The sequence below is a fragment of the Alicyclobacillus kakegawensis NBRC 103104 genome (assembly GCF_001552655.1).
GTDB classification, from domain to species: domain Bacteria; phylum Bacillota; class Bacilli; order Alicyclobacillales; family Alicyclobacillaceae; genus Alicyclobacillus_G; species Alicyclobacillus_G kakegawensis.
This window is the reverse complement of sequence record NZ_BCRP01000001.1, coordinates 212,547-236,982: the sequence shown is the minus strand read 5'-3', so window position 1 is coordinate 236,982 and position 24,436 is coordinate 212,547. Positions and strand designations below refer to the sequence as shown.

Sequence of the window (24,436 nt, the reverse complement as noted above, 5' to 3'; positions counted from 1 at the left end):
GGAAGGGGAGGGAGGGCGCCGGACTCCCACGCTGCCATACGAATAGGGGCCGAGTGACGGCCCCTCTGTGTTTTGTAGAGAGAGGATCATTTAGTCCTCAATGCTTGAAGACGAACGAGGTAAGCACTCGTGGCCATGATGGCCAACGCATTGACCGGGTGCAGTGCCTCGACAAAAGGTTGGTTGATCTGTAACAGCAGGGGCTGGATGGACAAAAGCACGAACAGCAGTACGGAAAAGCCAATGGTCTTACGACCTGTTCTGCCCATCAAGGCGAACAAAACCAGCAGTGCAGATACCGCCCATAACAGTACGCCTGTCACTCTGTGCATCTGGAAATCTGTGGCATGGAATATCCCTGTACCTGCGAGAAAAAACTCTACAATTACACCTATCAGTATCAGGGTGCTGAGACCTTGATGCACAGCCGAGCCTATCCGTTTCATTTCACCTACTCCTTTGGTTGGGTCAAATCCTGACCATCCCTCCACGCGCCTGGTCTCCGCATTTTTCAAACCCATGCCGTCAGGCAGTTACTTTTTCAGGGCGTCTTTTAACTTCTGATACTCCGACTCGTCAATCTCGCCGTTGGCCAGCCGTCTTCTCAGGATGGCCTCGGCATCGTCAGGCCATCGCCGGTGGCAACGTCCGCAGGCGCCGAAGGCAAATGCGCGGACGATGAAAAACACAAGGATGAGAAACAGAAGCAGCGCCCCGAAGCACCAAAAACCGTGATGTCCCCACCACATGAGTGAGACCTCCTTCGATACGTTGTGTGCTCTGTTCCGTCCAGCACGCTACGAGCATAGGCGATGAATGTCTCAAACAAAGGAGCAGAAAGTCACGAAACGATCAACGACCGATCACAGTCCGTGTCATAACGCCAACATGGAAGCAAACAGCCACCGGCAGAGTGGTAAACTGACCATAGTTTCGGTGCGTGTGGCATCTGTGAACAGGAACCAGACGGCGGGGGACCGATGTATGGATCCGTTGCAAACGGTGTTGGTCGTGGACGATGATGAAGCCATCGTGGAATTGATGCGGGATTTTCTGGAGAACGACGGGTTTCACGTGGAAATGGCGCATAATGCGCATCAGGCGTGGGCGGTGGTGCGCGATAAACCGGTCGATTGCATCCTTCTGGATGTGATGATGCCGTGCCAGAACGGGTTTGAGCTGTGTCGGCAGATCCGAACCGAAAGCGACGTGCCCATTCTGTTCATCAGCGCGCGTGATGAGGACGTGGACAAGATTCGAGGGCTGGGGCTGGGCGGAGACGATTACATCGTCAAAACGGCTTCGCCAGCCGAGGTTGTGGCGCGTGTGAAAGCCGTGTTGCGCCGCTATCGTTCCCCGCAGACTTCCCGCAGGACCATCTTGCAGTACGGGCGGCTGCAGCTGGACCTGTCGGCGAGAGAAGTTCGGGTGGACGGACAGGAAGTCTCCCTGACCCCTAAGGAGTATGATTTGTTGCGCCTGTTTGCGGAGCATCCCCGGCAGGTCTTCACCTACGACGATTTGTTGGAAAAATTCTGGAGCGGGGTGGGGGATAAACACACCGTCAGGGTCCACGTCGCCCGGATTCGGGAGAAGATTGAAATCGATCCGAATAATCCGCGATACATCGTGAACGTGTGGGGAGTTGGGTATCGGTTTGAGGGGATCCCGAAATGAGGACAGTGCGGATCCGCAAGTACATGGTGGTCGGCGTACTTTCGATTGTCGTCTTCCCATGGCTGGTCTATTGCCTGGTACTGCAGCCGTGGTCGCAATGGCACAGTCCACGGCGGCAAGTTGCGCTCAACCAGGTCATGAACGAGATCGTCAAGAACCCGGAGGACTGGAAGAACCCTGCGTGGCAAAACCATTTGCGGGAGCAATTGGCGGATGCCCGAATGGAAGCGACCATCCTTTCGCCGTCGAATCACGAGGTCTTTTCATCCGGTCATCGGCATGGGCCACAGTGGATGCCGAGCCAACAGACTACGGTGGTCGAGAACGGACAGGTCCTGGGCACCGTGCGGGTCTTTGCGTCCACCACCAACGTAAACAGCGCGGTCGCCGCGATTTCCGCCCTGGCCGCGGTGATGCTCGCGATTTCCTTTGTCGCGTTCCAAATGGGTCGGCAGGTCGTCAAGCCTCTTGAGTCCATGAGCCGCGCCGCCCGACAAATCGCAGAGGGAGATTTCGATTTTCGTCTGCCGGTTTCCCGTGTCACGGAAATCGCTCAGGTGCGCAGCGGTTTTGAGATTATGGTCGCGGGCCTCCGGGAATCCTTTCAAAAACAAGCCAGATTGGAGGAGGAACGACGCTTTTTCATCGGCGCGATTGCCCATGACTTGCGTACACCCTTATTCGCTCTGCGGGGTTACCTGGAGGGTTTGGAACAGGGCATCGCCAACACCCCGGAAAAGATGGCGAAGTATGTGGCGGTGTGCAAGGAAAAGTCCGACCAGCTCGACCGTCTCGTCTCCGATCTGTTCGCCTTCACGAAGCTCGAGTTCATGGAGCAGACTCTCCACTACGACAAGGTGGACTTTGCCTCTGTCCTGGAGGGGTCTGTGGACAGCCTGCGTCCGCAGGCGCAGGACAAGGCCGTGTCTATCATCATGCAGCGGCCCGCCTATGAGTGCGTGGTCCGGGCAGATGCGCATTTATTGGAGCGTGCGATAAATAATCTGCTGGACAATGCACTGCGGCATACGCCATCTCGTGGCGAGATTTTCGTAAAGTGGTATAAAGCACCCGGAAAGATCATTGTCTCGGTCAGGGACACGGGGCCAGGTTTCTCTGGTGAAGAGCTGAATCACGTGTTCGATCCGCTGTACCGAGGCGAAGTCTCAAGGAACCGGGCGACGGGAGGAGTGGGGCTCGGACTCACTATCGCCCGACGCATATTCCGAGCCCACGGCGGCGATCTCGTTGCAACGAACCATCCGCAGGGGGGCGCCCTGCTTACGGGATGGGTTCAGGACGTTTAATCCGGGACCCGCATCAAGTTGGAGGATGGATTTCGCCGGCGCCGGGCCCCGCCTCGTCGGTGTACTTCGTCGGTGTACTTCGTCGGCGTGGTGGTATTAGTGACCCGCCTCGTGCTTGCGTCCGGAGAGAAAGAGTCCGGGAACCAACGCGAGTACGGCGAACCCATCAACGACCAGAAGGCGGCCTAAAAGTCTGTTTATAACACAGATTCATTAAGCAGTAATTGATTGAGTCAATTCCGTATTCGTTAAGAGCCGGTCGTTTGTATCAACCAAACCAAGTTTGTATGCTTTGACGAGATCCGCTAGGACTTTATCACCGATGGACTTACCATACTTCTGTCCAATCAATTGAGCAGACTTTACTAAGTAAGATGGTACCGTGGTTTTGTGACTGGATCGTACCATCTCATTTTTATCGAGTAGCTCCGCAAATTGGTTGTAGTTAATTGTAGGTTGTTTTACTGTTTCATGATCAAGCTCATGAATCCGTATATCTGCCACAATTGAAAGCAAATTGTAAGCATCCATAGTTGGGTCATTAGTTGATTCATTTGAATTCGAGATCACAGCAGAAGTTTGTGGTGCCGTGCTTGTATTGGTAGACGGGTTTATATCAACATCAATGTAATCATAATACGTGTTGTAAGGAAAAACCAAACTCCGGCAAGAAGTAAAAATGGTATCCAAACTATTTTGAGGTACTTGATTTAGTGTGAAGCCTCGATATGCAATCCAGCCCCATACTATACCTGCCGAATCTGTAAGAGGAGTGTCATCAGCAGCTATAAAACTTGTTAGTGTATTTCCTTCATAGGATAACTGAATGGTAGTGTCGTCCCCGCTACCATCTTCAAAGAGCGCGAAATAGCCTGTAGTCCCAGTCATAGGTTGAGCAGCTACATGTGGAGTGGGATCTCCATAAGGATAGTAGTAGTCCCATACATATCCTGCACCATCGGATGTGCCTGCGTAAAATGTAAAACTGGTTAACGGTGGAGCAGGTTCAGCAGAAGCAGTGGCAGTCAGTAATCCGATCGATGCAATGCAACTGACTAATCCGCAAATAACCTTGGATTGTTTCACGATTAATCCCCCCATTGCATCTGTCCTGAAGGACACACAGGATTTCTAGCCTTGAAGAGATTGATTGATACTGCCAGCCTGGGTGACAGATTGAATCAGTTGATCAATAAGATTCATCACGTGTTCTCTACCTTGAGTGTAACCTGCAACATTCTCATCATTGAGCACTGACTGCTTCATTTGATTTAAAAAGTCCCCGACGCTCAAATTCGATTGTTCATAAATATTCACGTATCCTGGATCAGTCGGACCAAGGATGGTGAGTTTACCGTCAACAACACGTGTGTTGGCTTTTGCCTGCATTCCCAATATCGTTGCCGCAATAGCAAATTTGTCGCTTTGGGATAATTTACTATAAGCTTGTTGCAATGTTTCAGGTGCGTCCTTTGGTGGGAACGACAACGTCGGGTCCCCAGATAGTTCGAGTGTGTCATTGATGACATTCGAAAATGTCGATCCCATCGCCGACGACGCTGATGATCCCTGAGCCCCTGTGGTTGTCGTGAACGTTTGTGGAATCCATTGTGTATTCCAATTCACTTGCATTTAAGGAACCTCCTCGCCAAGTTTGGTATCATGTACTAACGCGTATAGCTTCGCTACAAATATCGAATATCCTCCTGGATTTGGTGATTCTGAAAGCGTGCCGATGTGTTTGACTGGCTGCTATTATTGCCATCCTTGGGTCGCTTGGCTACAACCACTTGTATGCCACAACTACATTTGGGAATAGGAAGTGGCAGGGGCCTGTAAGCGTTTTATAACCGGGGTGATTCCGTACGGTAGAGGGCTTTTCGCTTGGTGCCTATATACAGGAGCAATGCTGTGGTGCGTAAGCCGACCGACAGCTTGCAGTCCGAACGTGTCATCGCCCGGTCCATGATGTCCACTCATCCGGGCCGATCTGAGACGCTCGAATCGGGTGCTGGTCCCATGACAAACGTACGAATGCCACCGAGCAACTCGAAATCCTCCTGTTCCAGGGAGGTAACGATCTATTGGATTCCACTGGATTCCAGGCCGGCTGGCGAAATTCTTGTCGAAAATAGAAATGTCCTCAACAGTGGGCACGAAATACGGGGGCTAAACTCGTCCTTGCGGCCATTCGCTGACATGGCCCCATCGTATCCGACTACGTCCCGGACACCGGCGATCTGCGCAGCGACGTCCTGGCCCTGCTCCGGCACGTGTCCCAGCGTGTACAGGCCATTGGCATGAGCACATTGCACGGCCTGATGGCCGAATACCTGGACGATGTTCCGGTCTCGGCGTATCTGTATATCCGACAGGTGAGTATGGAAACGATGATGACCATCCTGAAACGCGCCGCCGCTCGGGGAGAGGTCCGCGTGGACCACATCACGCCGCGGATGGCGTCTCTGCTCATGGACTTGGTCCGCCACGAGCTGTTCTTTACCAACTTGGAGCTGCCAGAAGAGGCCATCGTGGAAATTGTGGACGACATTTTCCTGCTTCTGGTCCGCTTGCGAGGATGAATGCGGTATGATTCGGAATGGGGGTGATTTTTTGACTCATCCTGCGGTGCTGTGCGACTACAATCCGGCCTGGGCGGAGGAGTTTCTCGCAGACAAGAACCGTATCCTCGCTGCCATTGGGAGCCGCGTCCGGAGAATCAAGCACGTGGGCAGCACATCCATCCCTGGCATGCCGGCCAAGCGCATCATCGACATTGCCGTGGCGGTGGACGATTTGTCGCTTGTTGATAATGAGGTCTCACCCGATTGGCCGACATTGGCTACGAATACGTACCGAAGCGGGAACTTCCCCACCGAAGATTCTTCACGGCGGGGTCCTTGGGGAGCCGGAACTTATCACCTGCATGTATATGAGCTGCAAAGCGAGGATTGGGTAAATTATCCTGCTCTTTCGCGACTACTTGGTCAAACATCCGGAGGCAGCGCAGGCGTACAAGAGGCTGAAGGCAGAGTTGGCGAGTGTGGCGCCGGACAGGCAGACGTACACGGACAGAAAGGCGCCGTTTATCCAGTCGGTGCTCGCGGCGGCGCGGACGGAGAAGATCCATCAGGAATCGTGATGTAGTCTAAAAAGTGGACACAGCGAATCGAGAATGTAAGAATATAGTCGATTCGAGGTGTCGACTCCCATGGCGCAGCACTATGACAAGGACTTTAAAACTCACGTAGTGGGAATGGTTTTGGAAGAGGGCAAGTCTGCGACACAGGTTGCTCGGGAGTTGGATATTCCGGTTAAGACGGTCTACGGGTGGATTGCAAAGTATAAGGAAAACCCGGAGCACCCATTCGTGGGCAGTGGGCATCTGCGGCCGGAGGACCAGAGGATTCGTGACATGGAACGAGAGCTCCGTGAGCTTCGTGAAGAGAATGCCATTTTAAAAAAGTCATTCGGTACTTTGCGAACGACCGGAGGTAAAGTACCGGTTTATCCATGAACACCGGTTTGAATTTCGAGTGCAGAAGATGTGTGACGTGCTTGGCGTGTCACGGAGTGGCTACTATACGTGGCTAAGGCGTCCTGTCAGTGGCCGCGCAAAGCGGCGGCGGCAGTTAACACGCCGGATTTACCCGATCTTTGTTCGAACCAGGCGGCTGTATGGGAGCCCGAAGATCACACAGCTTCTTCACCGTGAAGGGGTACGAGTCGGACAGAAGACAGTGGCTCGTATCATGCGGGAGCATGGGCTGAGAAGTCGCGTTGTGCGCAAATACAAGGCTACGACGGACTCCAACCACGCTTATCCAGTACATGACAATCGGCTGAACCAATCTTTTGAAGCCGAACGACCCAACCAGATTTGGATGGCTGACATCACGTACGTTCCCACAGAGGAGGGATGGCTGTACGTTGCAAGCATCATGGACCTGTTTACACGCAAAATTGTCGGCTGGCACGCGGATTCGAGAATGACGAAAGCGCTGGTCATTAAGGCACTCGAGCAGGCCGTTTGTCGCGAGAGACCGAAAGGCCTGGTGCTCCATCATTCTGACCGAGGTAGCCAATACGCATCGCATGATTATCAGCAAAAACTTCGGGAATACGGAATGATCCCGAGCATGATCCGGAAGGGAAACTGCTACGACAATGCGTGCATGGAGTCATTTCACAGCGTGTTAAAGCGCGAGTTGGTGTATCAAGAGAAGTTTAAGACGCGTGATGAAGCGAAGCGACGCATATGGGAATATATTGAGGTCAGGTACAACCGCCAGCGGATTCACTCGTCGCTGAGATATATGACGCCTATAGAATTTGAGAAAGCCTACAACCAGAAGAGGGTATCTCTTGCTGGTTGAAACCGACCCGGTACATTACAGAACATTCAGTTCCCTGCATTCTCGATTTTTCTGCGTCCTTTCTATTGACATAGCACCATCGTGAGGGGTGGTTGCCATGGGAGGTTACGGTGAAGCCGGTGGCGCTGACTTTGCGGAATTCGACGTTGTGGAATTCCAGGCTCCTCAAGACGAGAGCGACCTGGTTGAATTTCTCACCGCGTCGGCGTGGCCGTTCCACGTCTTGACTCGGCCATCTCCCGCGGACGTTCGCAGGTGGATGGATGGGTGGATGAGCGACACGGGAACGCGTGTGTTCTGGTTAGGTGTGCAAGAGCGCAAGGTGGGCCTCATTCGGCTGCATGATCTCGAGGACGATACGGCGATGTTTGACCTTCGCATCCGTCAGGGGGAGCGGGGCAAAGGGTATGGAACCCAGGCGCTATTATGGCTGACCGAGTTTGTTTTTGCCGTGTATCCGCATGTCAGGCGGGTGGAGGGTGAAACCAGGCAGGACAATGCCGCGATGAGGAGAACGTTCCGCAAGTGCAACTACGTCAAGGAGGCCCACCACCGGGTCGCGTGGCCGAAAGCGGACGGAACGTATGCCGATTCCATCAGTTACACTATGCTTCGGAGTGATTGGGCTCGCGGAACCGTGACGCCGGTGCAGTGGGACGATGAGGTCCGCCAGAAGCCGTTCGACGGGACGGGCCGACTGTCGGAATTACTGTTTGATTTTCGGAGTTTCTTCACCCAATATCAAACTGCGTGGAACGACTGTGACGCGGAACGCGTGAGCGCCTTTTGTTCTCCGGAATTGCGGGCTCGCTGGGCATATCCCGGAAACCAGATTTCCGATTGGGGCTATGACGAAGCCTACAGCGGTTGGCGCGAAGCGTTCCAGTCATACGCGGGAAGAAGCCCAAAGTGGCACTTCCACGAGGTTGTCGTCACTCCGGTCGATGAAGACGAAGTCCTCGCGGTGTATTGGGTGACGTTTGAACTGGATGGAAAGCCCACGAAGGAGGTCAATCTCTTCGTTGAAACGTTCCGCAGGGAATCGGCCGGCTGGCAGTTGATCCGCAGCTACGTTGAATCCTCTCTCTCAAAACAGCACGTGGAACTACACTGTGACCTCTAAAACTGCAGGTCATTAGTGTGTACAAACGAATATGCTTTACGAAGGAAAACAAGAGCCAAAAGATGATCAGACTGATCAACTTTTTGTGCTATAATCACAGATAACGAGTCGTCAGGATGAGCGGAAAAAGGGTTCCCGGTAAGGCAAGGGAGTGGCCATCTGGATGCGGACCGTGCGACTGTCACAACTGAGCGTCAACGCCGAGGCGGAGGTTCAGGACCTTGCGGGGCCACCGCAGTTTCGCAACCGCTTGTTCTCGCTCGGCATTACGCCGCGCAGCCGGCTTGTACTGGTGCGGCGCATGCCGCTCGGTGGGCCGCTGGAGATTGAAGTGCGCGGCACTCGGTTGGCCATCCGGCGCCACGACGCGGATAGGGTTTGGGTCTCCGTAGTAGGCTGACCGACTGGATTGAGGCAGGCTGTCGGGGACGCGGGAGTGGACGTTGGGTTGTTGGACGGTTCGCTCAGTGGATAGAGATCGGGGGCAGCTAGCGTGAGAGTTGCACTGGTGGGGAACCCGAACGTGGGCAAAACCACACTGTTCAACGCGCTGACGGGCGCTCATCAAGAGGTTGCCAACTGGCCGGGAACCACTGTGGAATACATCATCGGCAAAGTGCGTTCGGGAGCGGCGGGAGACCTCATAGAGTTGGTGGATCTCCCGGGCACGTACGCGCTGACAGCCTACGCGCGCGATGAACTCGTGACGCGCAACTTCCTGTTGTACGAGCCATACGACGCTGTGATTGTGGTCGTCAACGCGGCGAGTTTGGAGCGCAATCTGTTTCTCGCGCTCGAGGTGTTGGAACTGACGCCGCGCGTCGTAGTGGCCTTGAACATGGTGGACGTGGCCGAAGACCAGGGCATTACCGTGGATGCGGCCGCCCTGTCGCGGCGGCTCGGGGTGCCTGTGGTGCCGACGGTGGCGGCGCGGGGCGTGGGCCTCACGGAGCTGGTGGCGTGGATGGAACGCATCGGCGGGCGGGAAGTTGTCCCCATCAACACCTGGGTGGTCCCGTATCCGGAGGAGCTGCGCGAGGTGTTGGATCCGCTCGCGTCGCAGTTGGCCGCTGCGGCCCCGGGGCCCGGCATCGCCCTGGGTGCAGGGGATACTCGCGCCCGGGGCCTCACCGCATCGCCGGTGGTGGCGGGCGCACAGCCGGCCGCAGGTGTCGGCCGCTTCCGCCCTGAGTGGATGGCGCTGCGGCTGCTGCAGGGCGACGAAGAGGTGACGCGCGAGGTGCGCGTCATCCCGCAGGGCCAGGCGGCTGTGCAACTTGCGCTGTCCTGCTGCGCGCAGCAAGCGGGTGTCCAGGTGGAGCTGGGAAATCAGGCGTTGGCCCTGGAACCGGCGGTTCTTGAGCGCCTGCGCGCCCAGCACGAGGAGTTCGAGATGCGCATCGCCGACGCAAAGTACAACCACATCGCGAATCTTCTCGCCGACTGTGTGCGGCGGGATCCGCTCGCCAAACAGACCTTCAGCGAGCGGCTGGATAAGGTGTTGCTGCATCGGTTTTGGGGCTACCCGGCGATGGCGGTTGTATTTTTTGCTGCCTTTTGGCTGTCGTTTGTGGCCAGCGCGCCTCTCTCCGATTGGGTGGGCAACGGCATGGGGTGGCTAGGACAGCTTGTCGCCAAGGGGTTGGCGGCTGTAGGGGCCCCAACCTATGTGCAGAGCCTGACGGTCGACGGAGTGTTTGCCGGCGTCGGGGCGGTGTTGTCGTTTGTTCCCTACATGGCCATCTTCTTCGCCATCTATCAGCTTCTCCAGGACAGCGGCTATATGGCGCGGGCATCGGTGTTGGTGGACCGGTTGATGCAGGGGATTGGCCTGCATGGGAAAGGGTTTTTCGCGCTGGTCTCGGCGTACGGGTGCAATGTGCCGGCGATGGCGGCGACGAGGGTGATGGAAAACCATCGGGATCGCCTGTTGGCCAATTTGGTGATCCCGTTCATTCCTTGCAACGCGCGGCTCGGTGTTATGGCGGTCATGACGGCGGCGTTTTTCCCGGGCACGCGCGGCGCGTTTGTGATGATGGCGCTCATCCTCATCAGTCTCGGGGTGGTGGCGGGATCGGCTATGCTGTACCGCCGGACGGTGCTGCCGACCGATCCAGCGCCGCTGCTGATTGAGCTGCCGAGCTATCACGTGCCGTCCATGCGCAATATCCTGATTCCGACCTGGCACCGTGTGTGGATGTTCATCAGCCGCATCTGGATGTTCCTGATTTGGGCGACGCTCCTGACGTGGGCACTGACGTACTTCCCCATGGGCGCGCCGGTCGGTCAGTCGTACGCGGCGCAGGTAGGGCACTGGCTGGAGTCGGTGGGGCGGTGGTACGGGTTCGACTGGCGCCTGATGATTGCCATATTGTTCGGCTTTGTCGCCAAGGAGACGACGCTCTCCACCCTCGGCGTGCTGTATGGGGCGGGGACGGACGGATCGCTCGGGCATTTGCTGACACAAGCGATGACGCCGCTGGTGGCGTTCACCTACCTGGTGGTCTACATGCTGTATGTGCCCTGCTTGTCCACGGTCATCCAGATGCGTCGCGAGAGCGGCAGCTGGAGGTGGACGGCGGCTGGCATCATCGTGAACGTGGCGGTGGCGTTTGGGCTGGGGCTGCTGCTGGAACGCGTCGGGATGGTCTTCGGGCTGCAGATATGAAGCGAGTAATGCCGGTTGGCCGGCTGGGTGAGAGGGGCTACGGCGGTGCTGTCAAAGATCGAAGCGGCGTTTACCCAGTGCAGGGTGTGGACGATGGACGAGCTGGCGTCGTTTGTCGGTGTGTCGCCGGAACTGGTGCGGGCGGGGATTGAACAGCTCAAGCGCATGGGCCGCCTGAGGGAGAACGCGGTGGGGCAGATTGAGCACTGCGCCAACCCGACGCACCACTGCAACCGCTGCGCGTTCCAGGGCCTGTGCATGGAGGACGAGACGTCGCTGCGCAAGGTGGCGCACGCCTATGGGCGGGCCGGGGATGTGGCGAGATGACGGATGGCCACCGCTGCAGTGCGGGGGTTATGGAGGCGGATATAGACCCGTCCCTTCAAGAGCAAACCATGAAGTGCCGCAAGCCTCAATCGGGGATTGCAGCACCATGAATCCCTATTTCACCCTGGTTCCTGAACCAGAAAGGCAAAGAAACGTCGACTCCTTGGGTACGAGTCAGTTCTTGCGGAAGGCTTCAACCCGAACCAAGTGCTCCAGGGCGATCCGGATGTGTGCGAGTTTGAAGAGCCTCCACTCCTACACGGTCTGACTGCCGACAATGGACGTGTCTCCTCCGAACTCTGCCGCACCTGTCACATTCTCACCTTCACAGTTTGGTATAATACGGACGGCAATTTGACTGCACTGTGCTAGGAGGCGCGCCCATGCCGAAGCCGGAACTGTGGTTCACCGAGCTGCAGAACGAGAACCTGTCGCTCGGACTTCGGGTCAACCGGACCCTTCACAGCGAGCAGACGGAGTTTCAGTCGCTCGCCGTTTACGAAACCGCCCAATATGGTAACCTGCTTGTCCTCGACGGTTGCGTGATGACCACCGACAAGGACGAGTTTGTCTATCATGAAATGATTGCCCACGTGCCGATGCACACGCATCCCAATCCCAAAAGTGTCCTGGTGGTTGGCGGCGGCGACGGAGGCGCGGTGAGGGAGATCCTCAAACACCCCTCGGTCGAACGCGTCGTGCTGGCGGAGATCGACGGGCGCGTCATTGAAGCGTCCAAGCGATACTTCCCGCACATCGCAAAGGGCCTCTCGGATGCCCGCGTCGATGTGCAGGTGACCGACGGCATCCGCTACGTCGAGCAGCACCCCGGCGAGTTTGACGTCATACTGGTGGACTCGACGGATCCCGTCGGCCCCGCGGTCGGTCTCTTCGCCAGGACGTTCTTCCAGGCGGTCCACCGGGCGCTGCGTGAGGACGGCCTGTTTGTCGCCCAGACCGAATCTCCGTTTACCAACCAGGACCTCATTCGCCAGGTCTTCAGCGACGTCTCGAGCGTATTCGCGAAGACGCACCTGTACCTGGCGTATGTCCCGACCTATCCAACCGGCATGTGGAGCTTCACCATCGGCAGCAAGGAGTATAACCCGCTCGCGCCCCAGCCGGCCCGCGTGACGGATTGCAAGTATTATTCGCCGCAGGTGCACCAAGCCGCGTTCGCCCTGCCGCCCTTTGTCGAGGAGTTGACTCGGGGATGAGCCATCCCTGGGCACCCGGGCAGCCGGGCGGCATCGGCCGTCCGTTTGACCCTGCGTACAGCGGCAACGTGTTCATCGCCGCCAGCGACGACTTCGCCGCCGCGCAAGCGGTCATCTACGGCATGCCCATGGACTGGACGGTCTCCTTTCGATCCGGCACGCGTCTCGGACCGGCCCGCATCCGCGAGGTCTCGATTGGGCTTGAGGAGTACAGCCCATACCTCGACCGCGACCTCTCGGACATCCGGTACTTTGACGCCGGGGACATCCCGCTGCCTTTCGGCAATCCGCAGGCGAGCGTGGAGAAGATTTACCAGTACGTGCGCACGTTGTACACAGCCGGCAAGTTTCCGCTCGGCTTGGGCGGTGAGCACTTGGCCTCCTGGGGCGCCCTGCGCGCCGCCTGGGAGGCGTACCCCGATTTGCGCGTGGTGCACCTGGACGCGCATACGGATCTGCGTGAGTCGTACGAGGGCGAGGCGTACTCGCACGCCACCGTCATCCGCAAGGTGTGCGATGCCATTGGCCCGGAGAAGGTCTACCAGTTCGGTATCCGCTCCGGAACGCGCGAGGAGTTTCGGTGGGCCCGCGAGCATACCCACTTTTTCCCATTTGACGTGCTCACGCCGTTGCGACAGGTGTTGCCCGAGCTGATGGGCCACCCGGTGTACGTGACCTGGGATATCGACGTGTTCGATCCTGCTCACGCCCCCGGCACGGGCACGGCCGAGCACGGCGGCATCACCCCGCGCGAAGGGTTTGCGGTCATGTGCGAGTTGGCGAAGCTGAACGTGGTGGGATTCGACCTGGTGGAGACCTCGCCGCTGATCGATCCGTCCGAGCAGACGCAAATCCTGGCGGCGAAGCTGGTGCGTGAGGCCCTGCTCGCGTTTGTTCACACAGCGTAGGCTTCCTGCAGCCGTTCGGGCGCGTGAGGACAAGGCTGGCGGCTCAGGCGGAAACGGCAGGGCCTCGGCAACGGAAAAGGCCGCGGATGGCGCATTGCCGGCGGATGGACAAGGGGTAGATTCAGCATGTGGTGGTATGAGGAAGGCGCCCCCGAACGGCGCGTGCGCATCCGCTGGCGGCGCGTCGAGTCGGGTTCCGACGCCCTCGAAGCGTGCATCGAAGACGCACGGTGGCGGCAGAAGGGCGGATCGCACTGGTTTGTCTATCAGGAGCCGGTCGAGGCCGCACAGGGCGGGCCGGCCGGGCAAAGCGCCCTCAAGCTGGAGCCGGGCGCGCTGACCTGGGCGCGCCGGGGGCCGGTCACCTGGACACACCGCTTTGTCCCCGGCCGCACCACGTATTCCGAGCTGCGTGTGCAAGGGCGGGCCATCCCGGTCGCCGTGGCCGTGGAGGCCATGGACGTGCGGCTGCGCCCCGACGGCGGGGAGGCGCGCGTCCGCTGCCGGATGGGGCTGGGGCGGGACGCGGACCCAGCGCAGGCCAATCGGATTGACCTGGTGTTCACACTGGAGCCGCTGGATGCGTGCGCGAGCGCGCGTGCGAGCGAGGGTTCGGAGGATGCGCGATGAGCGAGCGCGAAAACACACCGGTCCAACCCCGGTCCGCGCGGGGGCCACAGCGTGGCCCGGCCCGCGCCGACGGCAGGCGGGCCGGCGGCACGCGCCCCGTCGAGGACTTCGTTGCGGGGAAGTGGCGTGCCGAAAGCGCCGCGCGCCCAGCCAACGAGCGGGAGGCCCTGGATGCGGAGCGCGCGCGCCTGATGGAGCGCATGCGCGCCGAGGTGGCGCGGGAAGTGGGCCTGCACGAGTACCTCCTCGGCGATCTCGGCCGCGCCACGACGGCGCAGTGCGGGAAATTTGGCGCCCTGTTGCGCCAGCGCGCCGACGAGTTGCTGCGTCGGCGGGCAGGGACAGAAGGCATCAACAGGGCTGATCCTCACCACTGAAACTGTCCTGCCGCGGCGCGCAACTGACCGGCCATGCGGCTGATCTCGTCCACCGTCGAGGCCACTTCTTCCATCATCGCCACCTGCTCTTCGCTTGCGGCGGCGACTTCCGCCACCGATTGCGACTGCACATCGGCCGCCTTCTGCAGCACCGGCATCTGTTCCGCAACCCGTTCGGTGTGGCTGCGGATGGCTTGCGCCGCCGTTTCGATGGTCCGCATCCCATCCTGGAGTTCCAGCACGTCCTGGGCCAGTCCCAGAAACGTGTTTTCGGAGGCGCGCACCGCTTGCGACGTGTGAACCACCGTGCCCGCCGCCTCCTCCATGGATGCGGCCGCCGCTTGCACGTGGCTGACCATGTCGGTCACCACCTGGCGCACGGTATCCGCGTCGCGGCGCGATTGTTCCGCGAGTTTGCGCACCTCGGCCGCGACCACGGCGAAGCCTTTGCCTTCGCCGCCGGCCCGCGCCGCCTCGACCGCGGCGTTGAGGGCGAGCATGTGCGTCTGCGCCGCGATGGACTGCATCGCCTGCACAATGTCTGTCACCTGGTGGGCGGATTGTTCCAGCGCCTGTGTACTCTGCCGCACCCGCGCCACCGCCTGCTCCATTTTCTTCATCTGGTCCGTGGCTGCGGACATCTGCGCCTTCCCTTGCTCCGCGTTCTCCATCATGGCGGAGGAAAGGTCTTGCGTCTTGGCAATCAAGGCCTGGATGGACGCCACACTCTGCATGGTCTCCTGCATCGCGGAGACGGTTTGGTTGGTCAGGGCTCTCTCCTCGTCCACGGCCGTCATGACTTGCGTCATCGCGGACGCGTTTTGTTCCGAGGCCTGGCTGGTGGTATGTGCGCTTTCACGCAGGGACTCTATCCCGTCGCTGATGTCGCTCGCCGCCTGCTGCATCTGCTCCAGGATGCGGCGCACACCCGCCTTTGCCTCCTGAAGCGCTTGCACCACTTGAACCAGGTCGGTGCGACCCGCGGCGTCCAGGTCCCGCGCGCGAAAGTCTCCCGTTCTTATGTACATCATTTCGTCATAGAGCGCCTGAATCGGTCGAAACAAGGCCCGGAACCGCCATTGGATGAGCAGAGCGAGGATGACGATGAGCAGAATGACAGAGGCCACGGACCAGGCCAATCCATTGTCATGTTCCCGATAGGCTATCCGGAAAAAGATGGCGTCGGCGGCGATGGCGCCAGCTGAAGCGCCCAGCCAATACAGGGTCACTTCACTGCGGACCCGGTGAAATCGTTGCGGTAATGGTTTGTCTTTTGCATGTTCTTCCATTTGACGACCTCCTCTTTTGCAAGGCCCACTGGACAACCGGTGATTGCGCCCAGTTCGTGCGCACCGCACGCACCGTCAGGGTACCTGGGAATAGCCCAACAAACCAGGTGAGACCGGGCTATTTTCCTGCTTCGGTTGCAACTAGTTCGAATGGACTATCCTAACAGCGGATCCAACCAGCGTTCAAACCCAGACAGCGCCCCAACCTGGTTCGCGTGGACGCCCGGACGCCTGGGGCCGCTGCCTGCTCAGTTCACATTCCAGACCGCCAATGGTATGGTAGAGTCAAGAGTCTGACGAAGGCAAGGGGGGCGAAGCCAGATTTTCTCCTTGGCTATTCAGGAGAAGTGTTATACCATAACCTAAACCGACCGGTCGGTAGGTTGTTCGGCAAACGTTTATCATCCCGGCACCGTTCGCCCCGCTTCATGCGTGCCGGCGGAGGGGAGGCATCCGCGTCGTGGTTTGGTACATTGTGCAAGGAATCATTTTTCTCCTCTTGTTTGCTGGGGCCGTGTATCTGTTTGTCAAGGCAGTTGCGGATCGCGTCCGTTATGTGCTGGCAGGGGCTCCGGACGGCAGCCGCCTGGGGGATACGGGCCAGCGTGTGCGGAGTTTTGTCGTGAACGTGCTGCTTCAGAAGAAGGTGTTGGCCCAGCCGTCGGGTTTGGCCCACTTTTTTATCTTTTGGGGGTTTTTGGTCCTGGTCTTCGGGGACCTCGATTTCATCGTCTTTCACCTGACCCGTTGGCATTTTCCGTGGGGGAACTCGAACGTCTACCTATTCATCCAGGAACTTCTGTCGCTGTGCGTGCTGGCGGCTGTCATTGTCGGGCTCATCCGCCGCTATGGACTGAGGCCGATGCGCCTTGACGGGGGCCTGGAAGGCGGCCTTATCCTCGGGCTGATTGGGCTCATCGTCCTGACCTATCTGGTGGCCACTGGGGCGGACGTCGACCTGGAGGGCAAGGCCCCGGGCTGGTGGTCCCCGGTGGTCAGTGCCATCGCCGGGGGATTCAGCGGCCTCGGGCGGGGCGCCTTGCTCGCCATCGCCGAGGCCTGCTTCTGGATCCATGTGTTCTGCATTTTCACTTTCCTCTATGTCATCCCGCGCTCCAAACACTCGCACATGCTGGGCGCCATGCTCAACTGGTACTTTCGCCGCCTGGGCCCTCCCAAACTGCGGCCGCTCGACCTGGAGGACGAGAGCGTCGAGGAGTTTGGCGTCGGGCGGATTGAGCAATTCACCTGGAAGCAGCTGTTGGATGGGTATGCCTGCACCGAGTGCGGCCGCTGCCATATCAACTGCCCGGCGACACTGTCGGGGAAGCCGTTGTCGCCGAAGTACCTGATTCTCAAGATGAAGGACGCGGTAAACCAGCAAGGTCCCGGCATGCTGGCCAACCTGGCGGTCGGGGCGGAGCCATTGACCCATCAGTCGCTGTTTGAGCTGGGGGTTTTCAGCGAGGAGGAGGTCTGGGCCTGCACCACCTGCCGCGCCTGCGAAGAAGCGTGCCCGGTGGCCAACGAACATGTGCAGGACGTCATTGATCTGCGCCGCTACCTGGTGCTGACCGAGGGCAGGGCCAGCCCCGAGGTGAACAAGGTGTTCACCCATCTGGAACGGCAATCGAACGAGTGGGGCATCAACCGCCGCGAGCGGGCCGCCTGGGCCAAAGACCTGCCGGTGCGCACGATGGCGGAGGTGAACGGGCAGGCGGAATACCTGTTCTTCGTCGGCACCGCCGCCTCGTTCGACCAGCGGGCGCAGAAGATTGCCCAGGCGTTCGCCAAGGTGCTGCTGGCCGCCGGCGTCGATTTCGCCATTCTCGGCGTCGAGGAGGAGTCGGACGGAGACTCGGCACGCCGGCTTGGCAACGAGTTTTTGTACCAGGAGTTCGTGCAGCGCAACATCGAGATCTTCCAGGCCTACGGCGTAAGGAAAATCATCACGACCGATCCGCACGCGTATAACACTTTCAGGAACGAGTATCCGGACTTTGGCTGGCAGGCGGAGGAGGTCTGGCATAGCACCCAGTTTGCGGCGAAACTGATTCAGGAGGGGCGCATCAAACCGGAGCGGCGCGTTGAACAGGTGGTCACGTACCACGACTCGTGCTACCTGGGCCGCTACAACGGCATCTATGATCCGCCGCGCTACATCCTCGAATCCATTCCCGGCGTCCGCTTGGTGGAAATGGAGCGCAGCCGGCAGCACAGCATGTGCTGCGGCGCCGGCGGCGGCGGGATGTTCAAAGAGGAGACGGGGACGCGCATCAACGTGATGCGGGCGGAGCAGGCGCTCAAAACCGGCGCCACCGTGCTGGGCACCGCCTGTCCGTACTGCATGACGATGCTGATAGACGGCACCAAGGCGCACGGCGCGGAGGATAAGATGCAGACCTACGATGTGATTGAGCTGCTGGCGATGTCGCTTGCGGGCACAGAGGCGGTGAACCCGAAGGAGGAAACCGCCTGAGGCGGATTGCGGTTGTGGCCTATGCGCAAACGCCGTTTGGCGCTGGACGGGGCGCATTTTGGAGGCGGTGAGCGATGGACTTTCAGTTCACACCCGAGCAGGAGCGGATGCGCCAGCTGGTGCGGTCCTTCGCGCGCGAGGTGGTTGCCCCCCGCGCACAGGAAATCGATGAACGGGACGAGTTTCCGCACGACCTGGTGCGGCAGATGGGGGAGATTGGGCTTCTGGGCCTGCCCATCCCGGAGGAATGGGGCGGCGTGGGCGCCGATTTTGTCTCCTACATCGCGGCTATGGAGGAAATCTCCTACGCTTCGGCGACGCTCGGAGTCATTCTTGCGGTGCACACCTCGGTCGCGACGCTCGCGATTCTGTACTTTGGCAGCGACGAACAAAAGCGGCGGTACCTGCCGCGGCTGTGCTCGGGCGAGTGTCTCGGCGCGTTCGCGTTGACGGAGCCGGATGCAGGCTCGGACGCGCGATCCATCCGTACACGGGCGGTGCGCGAAGGGGACACCTACGTGCTCAACGGCAGTAAGGTGTTCATCTCCAATGGCGGCGTGGCTGGCGTGTACTGCGTGTTCGCCGTGACGGATGGGGCTCAAGGCAGTCACGGGGTGACGGCGTTCCTCGTGGACAAGGACACACAAGGCTTTCGTGTCGGCAAGAAGGAGCGGAAGATGGGGCTGAACGGGTCGGCCACGTGCGAGCTGTTGTTCGAAGACGCTCGCATCCCGGCGGCGCAGCGACTCGGCGGCGAGGGGGAAGGGTTTGCCATCGCCATGCGCCTCCTGGATACGGGCCGCATTGGAATTGGTGCGCAGGCGCTCGGCATCGCCCGGGCGGCGCTCGACGCCGCCCGCGCCCACACCAAGACGCGGCGCCAGTTCGGCAAGCCTTTGTCCGAGTTGCAAGGGGTGCAGTTCATGCTGGCCGACATGGCGACGCGCGTCGAGGCGGCCCAGTGGCTGGTCTATCATGCCGCCTGGCTGCGCGACAAGAGGCAGCCGTGCGGGAAGGAGGCGTCGATGGCGAAGCTGTTTGCCTCCGACACCGCGATGCAGGTGACGACCGACGCCGTGCAGTTGTTTGGCGGCTACGGCTATATCAAGGACTATCCGGTGGAGCGGTATATGCGCGACGCCAAAGTGACGCAGATTTACGAAGGGACCAATCAGATTCAACGCATGGTCATCGCCCGCCACTTGACGAGGTGATCTTGGAGGCGGTGGGCGTCTGAAAAAATTCCTTCAGAGGGACGTGTGACAGGACGCATCGTGTGTTATAATGCTCATATTTGAGTTGACATAGTCAAGCCCCGTCGAACGGCGAGGAGGAATAGGCATGGCTGTGGCGCTGTCCAAGTCGCAAGACGAGATTTTGCAGATGCCCTTGGTCGAGCTGGCATGGGAGATCCTGCGCGTCCGCAAGGAACCGTGTTACTTCCGCGACCTGGTGGCTGAGGTTCAGGAGCTGCGCGGCATGACTGACGAAGAGGTGATGGAGGTCATCGCGCGGCTGTACACCGAGATCAACATCGACGGGCGATTCGTCTGCCTCGGGCAGAACACCTGGGGGTTGCGGCGCTGGTATCCGGTGGACAGAACCGCGGAGAAGGCGCTCTCCAACAAACGGTTTGTCCGCAAGAGCGGCGATGCGTTCAGTGACGACGACGAAGACGTCGATGTGGACGAATACGAGAACGATGAGGACGTCCTGGAAGACGATGAAGTCGCCGTGGACGACGAGGACCTGGAGGATGTGGACCTCACCGACGAGGACCAGGATTCGGACGACATAGAGACGGACGACTTGGACGCAGACAGTGACGAGGACCTCGGCGAAGACGAGGCCTCAGAGCTTTTGACGGAAGAAGACCTGGATGAGTCGCTGGATGGCGAAGACAGCAAATACTGACAGCAAATACTGATTGGAACCCTGGCTTGGTGCGCCAGTTTGCGTTCCAGCTGCGGCTGGGACGCTGTTTTTGTGAGAGAGGAGCAGAATGATGGCGAAGTTCATCTTTGTCACCGGAGGCGTTGTCTCGGGCTTGGGGAAAGGCATCACGGCCGCCTCGCTGGGCCGCCTGTTGAAGAGCCACGGCCTGAAGGTGACCATCCAAAAGTTCGATCCGTACCTCAACGTGGACCCGGGCACGATGAGCCCGTACCAGCACGGCGAGGTGTTCGTCACCGACGACGGGGCGGAAACGGACCTGGACCTGGGCCATTACGAGCGGTTTGTCGATGAAAACCTGAGCGCAGCCAACAACGTGACCAGCGGCCAGATTTACTGGTCGGTGATCACCAAGGAGCGGCGCGGCGATTACCTGGGCGCCACGGTGCAGGTGATTCCGCACGTCACCAACGAGATCAAGGAGCGCATTTTGCAGGCGGCGGCCCCGGGCATCGATGTGGTCATCACGGAGATCGGCGGGACCGTCGGCGACATCGAGAGCTTGCCGTTCCTTGAGGCCATCCGCGAGATGAGGACCGAGGTCGGCCGCGACAATGTTCTCTACATTCACGTCACCTTGGTCCCGCTCCTCCCGTTGACCGGCGAGGTCAAGACCAAGCCCACCCAGCACAGTGTGGCGGAGTTGCGCAGCATCGGCATCACGCCCAACATCATCGTCTGCCGCACGCAGGTGCCCCTGTCGCTCGAGGTGAAGAAGAAAATCGCCCTGTTCTGTGACACCGACGTGGAATCGGTGATTGAAAACGGGGACGCGGAGGTGCTCTACGAGGTCCCCTTGATGTTGCGCGAGGAGGGGCTGGACACGATTGTCCTTCGCCACTTCGGGTTCACTCCCGCGGTGCCCGACCTGGACGAGTGGAGGCGCATGGTGGCCCGAATCAAGGACCTCAAGCGGCGGGTGACGATTGCGGTGGTGGGCAAGTATGTGGCGCTGCCGGACGCTTACGCGAGCGTCATTGAAGCGCTCCGGCACGGCGGCTTTGAGAACGCCGCGTCGGTGGACATCCAATGGATTCACGCGGAAGAGGTCACCGAGGAGAACGTGGCCGAGTTGCTGGGCGGCGCCGACGGCATCCTGGTGCCCGGCGGCTTCGGCGACCGCGGCATCGAAGGCAAGATCACGGCTTGCCGTTACGCCCGCGAGCACAAGGTTCCGTACTTCGGGATTTGTCTGGGCATGCAGATTGCCGTCATCGAGTACGCCCGCCACGTGGCCAACCTGAAGGGAGCGCACAGCGGCGAGTTCGACGCCCACACCCCGTACCCGGTGATTGACCTGTTGCCAGAGCAAAAGCAGGTGGAGGACATGGGCGGCACCATGCGCCTGGGCGCCTACGAGTGCCGGCTTGTGCCGGGCAGCCGCGCAGCCCAGGCGTATGAGAGCCCGGTTGTGCGGGAGCGACATCGCCACCGCTACGAGTTTAACAACGCTTACCGGGACACGCTGACGGCTGCCGGCCTGTGCATCAGCGGCACGTCGCCGGACGGGCGGCTGGTCGAGGTCATCGAACTGCCGGATCATCCGTGGTTTGTCGCGGTGCAGTTCCACCCTGAGTTCACCTCCCGTCCCAATCGGGCGCAGCCGCTGTTCCGCGAGTTTGTGGCGGCGGCCCTGCGTTATCAGGAGCAGCCAGCGCAATCCTTGCGCCAGGTCTGAAGAGGGCTGGCACCGCTCTCTACCGGGCGGGCCGGGTGCAGCGCCTTGGCAGCGAACGGGACCGGATGACCGTACGGCCCGGATGTCGATCCGCCCGCGTCCCCGGCGAGGCGCGCGAGACGGTGCGCAATTTTCGCCTGTTTCAGTCCGTCCGCGGTTCGCGTTTGGGAGGATTTTCTGCCCTGCATCTCGAAATGTTGGAGATACCGACTGTCCTGAGGGAGGAATGGGGGGCTCCGCATTACATCGACGAGGGCGCCCGCAGGTCAGGACAGCCCCATTCGGGTTCTCTGGCCGTGCAGCGCGCCCGCTAAAGGGTGGGTTTCATTGGGCAAGAAAATCCTGATTGTGGATGACCAGTTCGGCATCCGTGTGTTGCTGCAAGAGGTGCTCAGCAAGGAAGGCTACCAGACGTTGCTCGCGCACAATGGACCGACGGCGTTGGAACTCGCAAGGACGGAGTCGCCTGACCTGATCCTGCTGGACATGAAAATTCCGGGCATGGATGGCCTCGAAATCCTTCGTAACCTGTGCAAGTTGGAGATCCCCAGCAAGGTCGTAATGATGACCGCGTACGGGGAACTCGACCTCATTCAAGAAGCGATGGAAATGGGAGCGCTTGCCCACTTTACCAAGCCGTTCGACATTGAGGAGCTGCGGCAGGTGGTGCGCTCATACCTGAACGAGGAGGACCATTCATCGTAGTTTTCGCGATGGACACGCGTGGCGCAGAGCGGGGCGGCAATGCCCGGACGCGACAGACAAGAAGGAACGCGTCGCAGGCGGGGGGCCGGCCGGACGCCGAGGCGTGGAAATCGAAACACCGCGCATACATAACCGACTCGGGCCATGCCTATGCCCCAGGGTTTTTCCCTGCTGCGTCAAGAAATGATATGATAAGTGCGGACTCTTGAGTGAGGTGACTTGTGCATGAAGATTTTCATCGATACAGCCAATGTGGCGGAAATCCGCAATGCGGCGGAGATGGGCATCCTGAGCGGTGTCACCACCAACCCGAGCCTCGTCGCCAAAGAGGGCCGTGACTTTATCGAAGTGCTGAAGGAGATTGTGCAGATTGTGGACGGTCCCATCAGCGCCGAGGTGGTCAGCCTAGACGCGGATGGGATGGTGGAGGAAGGCCTGCCGCTGGCTGAAATTCACCCGAACATCGTGATCAAGGTACCGCTGACGGCGGAGGGGCTCAAGGCGGTCAACCGGTTCGCCAAGCGCGGGATCAAGACCAATGTGACGCTGGTTTTCAGTGCCAACCAGGCGCTGTTGGCCGCCCGCGCCGGTGCGACGTTTGTCAGCCCGTTCATCGGCCGTCTGGACGACATCAGCTTCAACGGCGTCGAACTGATCTCCGACATCAGCACCATCTTTGACCTGCACGACATCGAGACGGAGATCATCGCCGCCAGCATCCGCCACCCGATGCACGTGACCGAGGCGGCCAAAGCGGGGGCGCACATCGCTACCTGCCCATACGCGGTCATCGACCGGATGATTAAGCACCCGCTGACCGACCAGGGCATCGAGCGCTTCCTGGCCGATTGGAGCAAAGTGCAGAAGAAGTGAGCCCTGGGGCACCAGGGCATGTAAGCATGGCCCCAGGCGCACCGGCAGGCGGGTCCGGGCGCGAACGCGCCGCCGGCTGGGGCACAGGCAGCGGCAGGCCCCTGGGGTTCGCCGCTGTTTTTGCATACATAGGAGGTGGACCGAGTGGACGCCAATCAGTTGATTGAGTTTATCCGCAGCAGTGAAAAGAAGACGCCCGTCAAGGTGTACCTGAAAGGGGACCTGGCCGGTCTTCATTTTGGTGAGGGCGTACGCGCGTTTTTGGGCGCCTCGCTGGGCGTGGTGTTCGGAGAATGGAAGGACATCGAGCCGGTGCTCAGGGCCGAGGCCGAGCGGATTGAGGATTTTGTCGTCGAATCGGACAGGCGCAACTCCGCCATCCCGCTGCTGGATTTGAAAAACATCCGGGCGCGCATTGAACCGGGCGCCATCATCCGCGACCAGGTTGAAATTGGCGACAACGCGGTCATCATGATGGGCGCGGTCATCAACATCGGGGCGGTCATCGGCCCCGGGACGATGGTCGACATGAACGCGGTCATCGGCGGGCGCGGCTTGATTGGCGCCAACTGCCACATCGGGGCGGGTGCCGTCGTGGCGGGCGTGATTGAGCCGCCGTCCGCCAAGCCGGTGGTGGTGGAGGACAACGTGCTGATTGGCGCCAATGCGGTCATCCTCGAGGGTGTCACTGTCGGCCGGGGATCCGTTGTGGCGGCTGGCGCCATCGTGACCGAGGACGTGCCGCCCGGTGTCGTGGTGGCCGGGGTGCCGGCGCGCGTCATCAAGAGCATCGGCGACACCGACCCGGCCAAGATTGAAATCAAGCAGGAACTGCGCCAGCTCTAATCC

The 24,436-nt window shown here is 59.8% G+C and carries 26 protein-coding genes; 21 read left to right on the top strand and 5 right to left on the bottom strand.

Features of this window, described 5'->3' with window-relative positions; genetic code table 11:
• Positions 1–86: 86 nt before the first annotated feature.
• Both AK2_RS01125 and AK2_RS01120 read right to left on the bottom strand, forming a co-directional pair.
• A complete protein-coding gene (locus AK2_RS01125; protein WP_067930260.1) occupies positions 87–446 on the bottom strand; it encodes a DUF6220 domain-containing protein in 360 nt (119 codons plus the stop codon).
• An 87-nt stretch (positions 447–533) separates the two neighbouring features.
• Positions 534–749 carry an SHOCT domain-containing protein gene (locus AK2_RS01120; RefSeq protein ID WP_067930258.1) on the bottom strand — a complete coding sequence of 72 codons (216 nt, stop codon included), beginning with the start codon at positions 747–749 and terminating at the stop codon, positions 534–536.
• Between the two features lie 235 nt (positions 750–984).
• Here AK2_RS01120 and AK2_RS01115 point away from each other — a divergent pair, with 235 nt between their 5' ends.
• Together AK2_RS01115 and AK2_RS01110 are read left to right on the top strand one after the other, a co-directional pair.
• A complete protein-coding gene (locus tag AK2_RS01115) occupies positions 985–1,677 on the top strand; it encodes a response regulator transcription factor (protein WP_067930256.1) in 693 nt (230 codons plus the stop codon).
• The gene (locus tag AK2_RS01110) at positions 1,674–2,984 is read left to right on the top strand and encodes a sensor histidine kinase (protein ID WP_067930255.1); all 1,311 of its coding nucleotides are present in this window, start codon (positions 1,674–1,676) and stop codon (positions 2,982–2,984) included. Before AK2_RS01115 ends, AK2_RS01110 begins: the two co-directional genes overlap by 4 nt.
• A gap of 213 nt (positions 2,985–3,197) precedes the next feature.
• On the opposite strand, the gene AK2_RS16745 is transcribed toward AK2_RS01110, so the two are convergent.
• Both AK2_RS16745 and AK2_RS01100 read right to left on the bottom strand, forming a co-directional pair.
• Complete coding sequence (locus tag AK2_RS16745; protein WP_157076168.1) at positions 3,198–4,070, bottom strand: YolB family phage-derived protein; 873 nt, start codon at positions 4,068–4,070, stop codon at positions 3,198–3,200.
• Between the two features lie 45 nt (positions 4,071–4,115).
• Positions 4,116–4,616 (bottom strand): hypothetical protein, encoded by a 501-nt coding sequence (locus tag AK2_RS01100; protein WP_067930249.1) that lies wholly within the window; start codon positions 4,614–4,616, stop codon positions 4,116–4,118.
• Between the two features lie 575 nt (positions 4,617–5,191).
• Here AK2_RS01100 and AK2_RS01095 point away from each other — a divergent pair.
• From AK2_RS01095 to AK2_RS01040, 11 genes are all read left to right on the top strand, one after another.
• The gene (locus AK2_RS01095) at positions 5,192–5,566 is read left to right on the top strand and encodes a TetR-like C-terminal domain-containing protein (protein ID WP_083520711.1); all 375 of its coding nucleotides are present in this window, start codon (positions 5,192–5,194) and stop codon (positions 5,564–5,566) included.
• A gap of 7 nt (positions 5,567–5,573) precedes the next feature.
• Positions 5,574–6,131 carry a GrpB family protein gene (locus AK2_RS17905; protein WP_067930247.1) on the top strand — a complete coding sequence of 186 codons (558 nt, stop codon included), beginning with the start codon at positions 5,574–5,576 and terminating at the stop codon, positions 6,129–6,131.
• A 64-nt stretch (positions 6,132–6,195) separates the two neighbouring features.
• A protein-coding gene (locus AK2_RS01080) for an IS3 family transposase (protein WP_217994660.1) occupies positions 6,196–7,360 on the top strand; the annotation gives its coding sequence in 2 pieces (ribosomal slippage) (positions 6,196–6,467 and positions 6,466–7,360; 1,167 coding nt in all).
• Between the two features lie 97 nt (positions 7,361–7,457).
• Positions 7,458–8,483, top strand: coding sequence for a GNAT family N-acetyltransferase (locus tag AK2_RS16300; protein ID WP_083520710.1), 1,026 nt, complete (start codon positions 7,458–7,460; stop codon positions 8,481–8,483).
• Between the two features lie 163 nt (positions 8,484–8,646).
• On the top strand, positions 8,647–8,883 hold the full coding sequence (locus tag AK2_RS01070) for a FeoA family protein (RefSeq protein WP_157076167.1): 237 nt from the start codon (positions 8,647–8,649) through the stop codon (positions 8,881–8,883).
• 93 nt (positions 8,884–8,976) lie between these two features.
• Entirely contained in the window at positions 8,977–11,151 is a 2,175-nt protein-coding gene (feoB, locus tag AK2_RS01065) for a ferrous iron transport protein B (protein ID WP_083520709.1), read from the top strand.
• Positions 11,152–11,196: 45 nt separating this feature from the next.
• Complete coding sequence (locus AK2_RS01060; protein WP_067930243.1) at positions 11,197–11,478, top strand: FeoC-like transcriptional regulator; 282 nt, start codon at positions 11,197–11,199, stop codon at positions 11,476–11,478.
• A 383-nt stretch (positions 11,479–11,861) separates the two neighbouring features.
• Entirely contained in the window at positions 11,862–12,695 is an 834-nt protein-coding gene (gene speE / locus AK2_RS01055; protein ID WP_067930237.1) for a polyamine aminopropyltransferase, read from the top strand.
• A complete protein-coding gene (gene speB, locus AK2_RS01050) occupies positions 12,692–13,603 on the top strand; it encodes an agmatinase (protein ID WP_067930235.1) in 912 nt (303 codons plus the stop codon). The genes speE and speB overlap by 4 nt, the downstream gene beginning before the upstream one ends.
• A 126-nt stretch (positions 13,604–13,729) precedes the next feature.
• Entirely contained in the window at positions 13,730–14,233 is a 504-nt protein-coding gene (locus AK2_RS01045; protein WP_067930231.1) for a DUF1934 family protein, read from the top strand.
• Positions 14,230–14,610 (top strand): small, acid-soluble spore protein, alpha/beta type, encoded by a 381-nt coding sequence (locus tag AK2_RS01040; protein WP_067930230.1) that lies wholly within the window; start codon positions 14,230–14,232, stop codon positions 14,608–14,610. The genes AK2_RS01045 and AK2_RS01040 overlap by 4 nt, the downstream gene beginning before the upstream one ends.
• On the opposite strand, the gene AK2_RS01035 is transcribed toward AK2_RS01040, so the two are convergent.
• On the bottom strand, positions 14,601–15,899 hold the full coding sequence (locus AK2_RS01035) for a methyl-accepting chemotaxis protein (RefSeq protein ID WP_067930229.1): 1,299 nt from the start codon (positions 15,897–15,899) through the stop codon (positions 14,601–14,603). The genes AK2_RS01040 and AK2_RS01035 overlap by 10 nt on opposite strands.
• Before the next feature lie 460 nt (positions 15,900–16,359).
• Between AK2_RS01035 and AK2_RS01030 the strand changes: the two genes are divergently transcribed.
• From AK2_RS01030 to dapD, 8 genes are all read left to right on the top strand, one after another.
• Positions 16,360–18,378, top strand: a complete 2,019-nt coding sequence (locus tag AK2_RS01030; RefSeq protein ID WP_083520708.1) for a (Fe-S)-binding protein — start codon at positions 16,360–16,362, stop codon at positions 18,376–18,378.
• Positions 18,379–18,452: 74 nt separating this feature from the next.
• A complete protein-coding gene (locus AK2_RS01025; protein WP_067930226.1) occupies positions 18,453–19,592 on the top strand; it encodes an acyl-CoA dehydrogenase in 1,140 nt (379 codons plus the stop codon).
• A gap of 127 nt (positions 19,593–19,719) precedes the next feature.
• Positions 19,720–20,292: a DNA-directed RNA polymerase subunit delta gene (gene rpoE, locus AK2_RS01020; RefSeq protein WP_067930225.1), complete on the top strand. Its 573-nt coding sequence runs from the start codon at positions 19,720–19,722 to the stop codon at positions 20,290–20,292.
• Between the two features lie 91 nt (positions 20,293–20,383).
• Positions 20,384–22,009 (top strand): CTP synthase, encoded by a 1,626-nt coding sequence (gene pyrG, locus AK2_RS01015; protein WP_067930562.1) that lies wholly within the window; start codon positions 20,384–20,386, stop codon positions 22,007–22,009.
• A gap of 35 nt (positions 22,010–22,044) precedes the next feature.
• Positions 22,045–22,323, top strand: a complete 279-nt coding sequence (locus tag AK2_RS01010) for a hypothetical protein (RefSeq protein ID WP_067930224.1) — start codon at positions 22,045–22,047, stop codon at positions 22,321–22,323.
• 13 nt (positions 22,324–22,336) lie between these two features.
• Positions 22,337–22,714, top strand: a complete 378-nt coding sequence (locus AK2_RS01005) for a response regulator (RefSeq protein ID WP_067930222.1) — start codon at positions 22,337–22,339, stop codon at positions 22,712–22,714.
• A gap of 225 nt (positions 22,715–22,939) precedes the next feature.
• Entirely contained in the window at positions 22,940–23,587 is a 648-nt protein-coding gene (fsa, locus tag AK2_RS01000; RefSeq protein WP_067930221.1) for a fructose-6-phosphate aldolase, read from the top strand.
• Between the two features lie 135 nt (positions 23,588–23,722).
• Positions 23,723–24,433: a 2,3,4,5-tetrahydropyridine-2,6-dicarboxylate N-acetyltransferase gene (gene dapD / locus AK2_RS00995; protein ID WP_067930220.1), complete on the top strand. Its 711-nt coding sequence runs from the start codon at positions 23,723–23,725 to the stop codon at positions 24,431–24,433.
• Positions 24,434–24,436 lie beyond the last annotated feature (3 nt).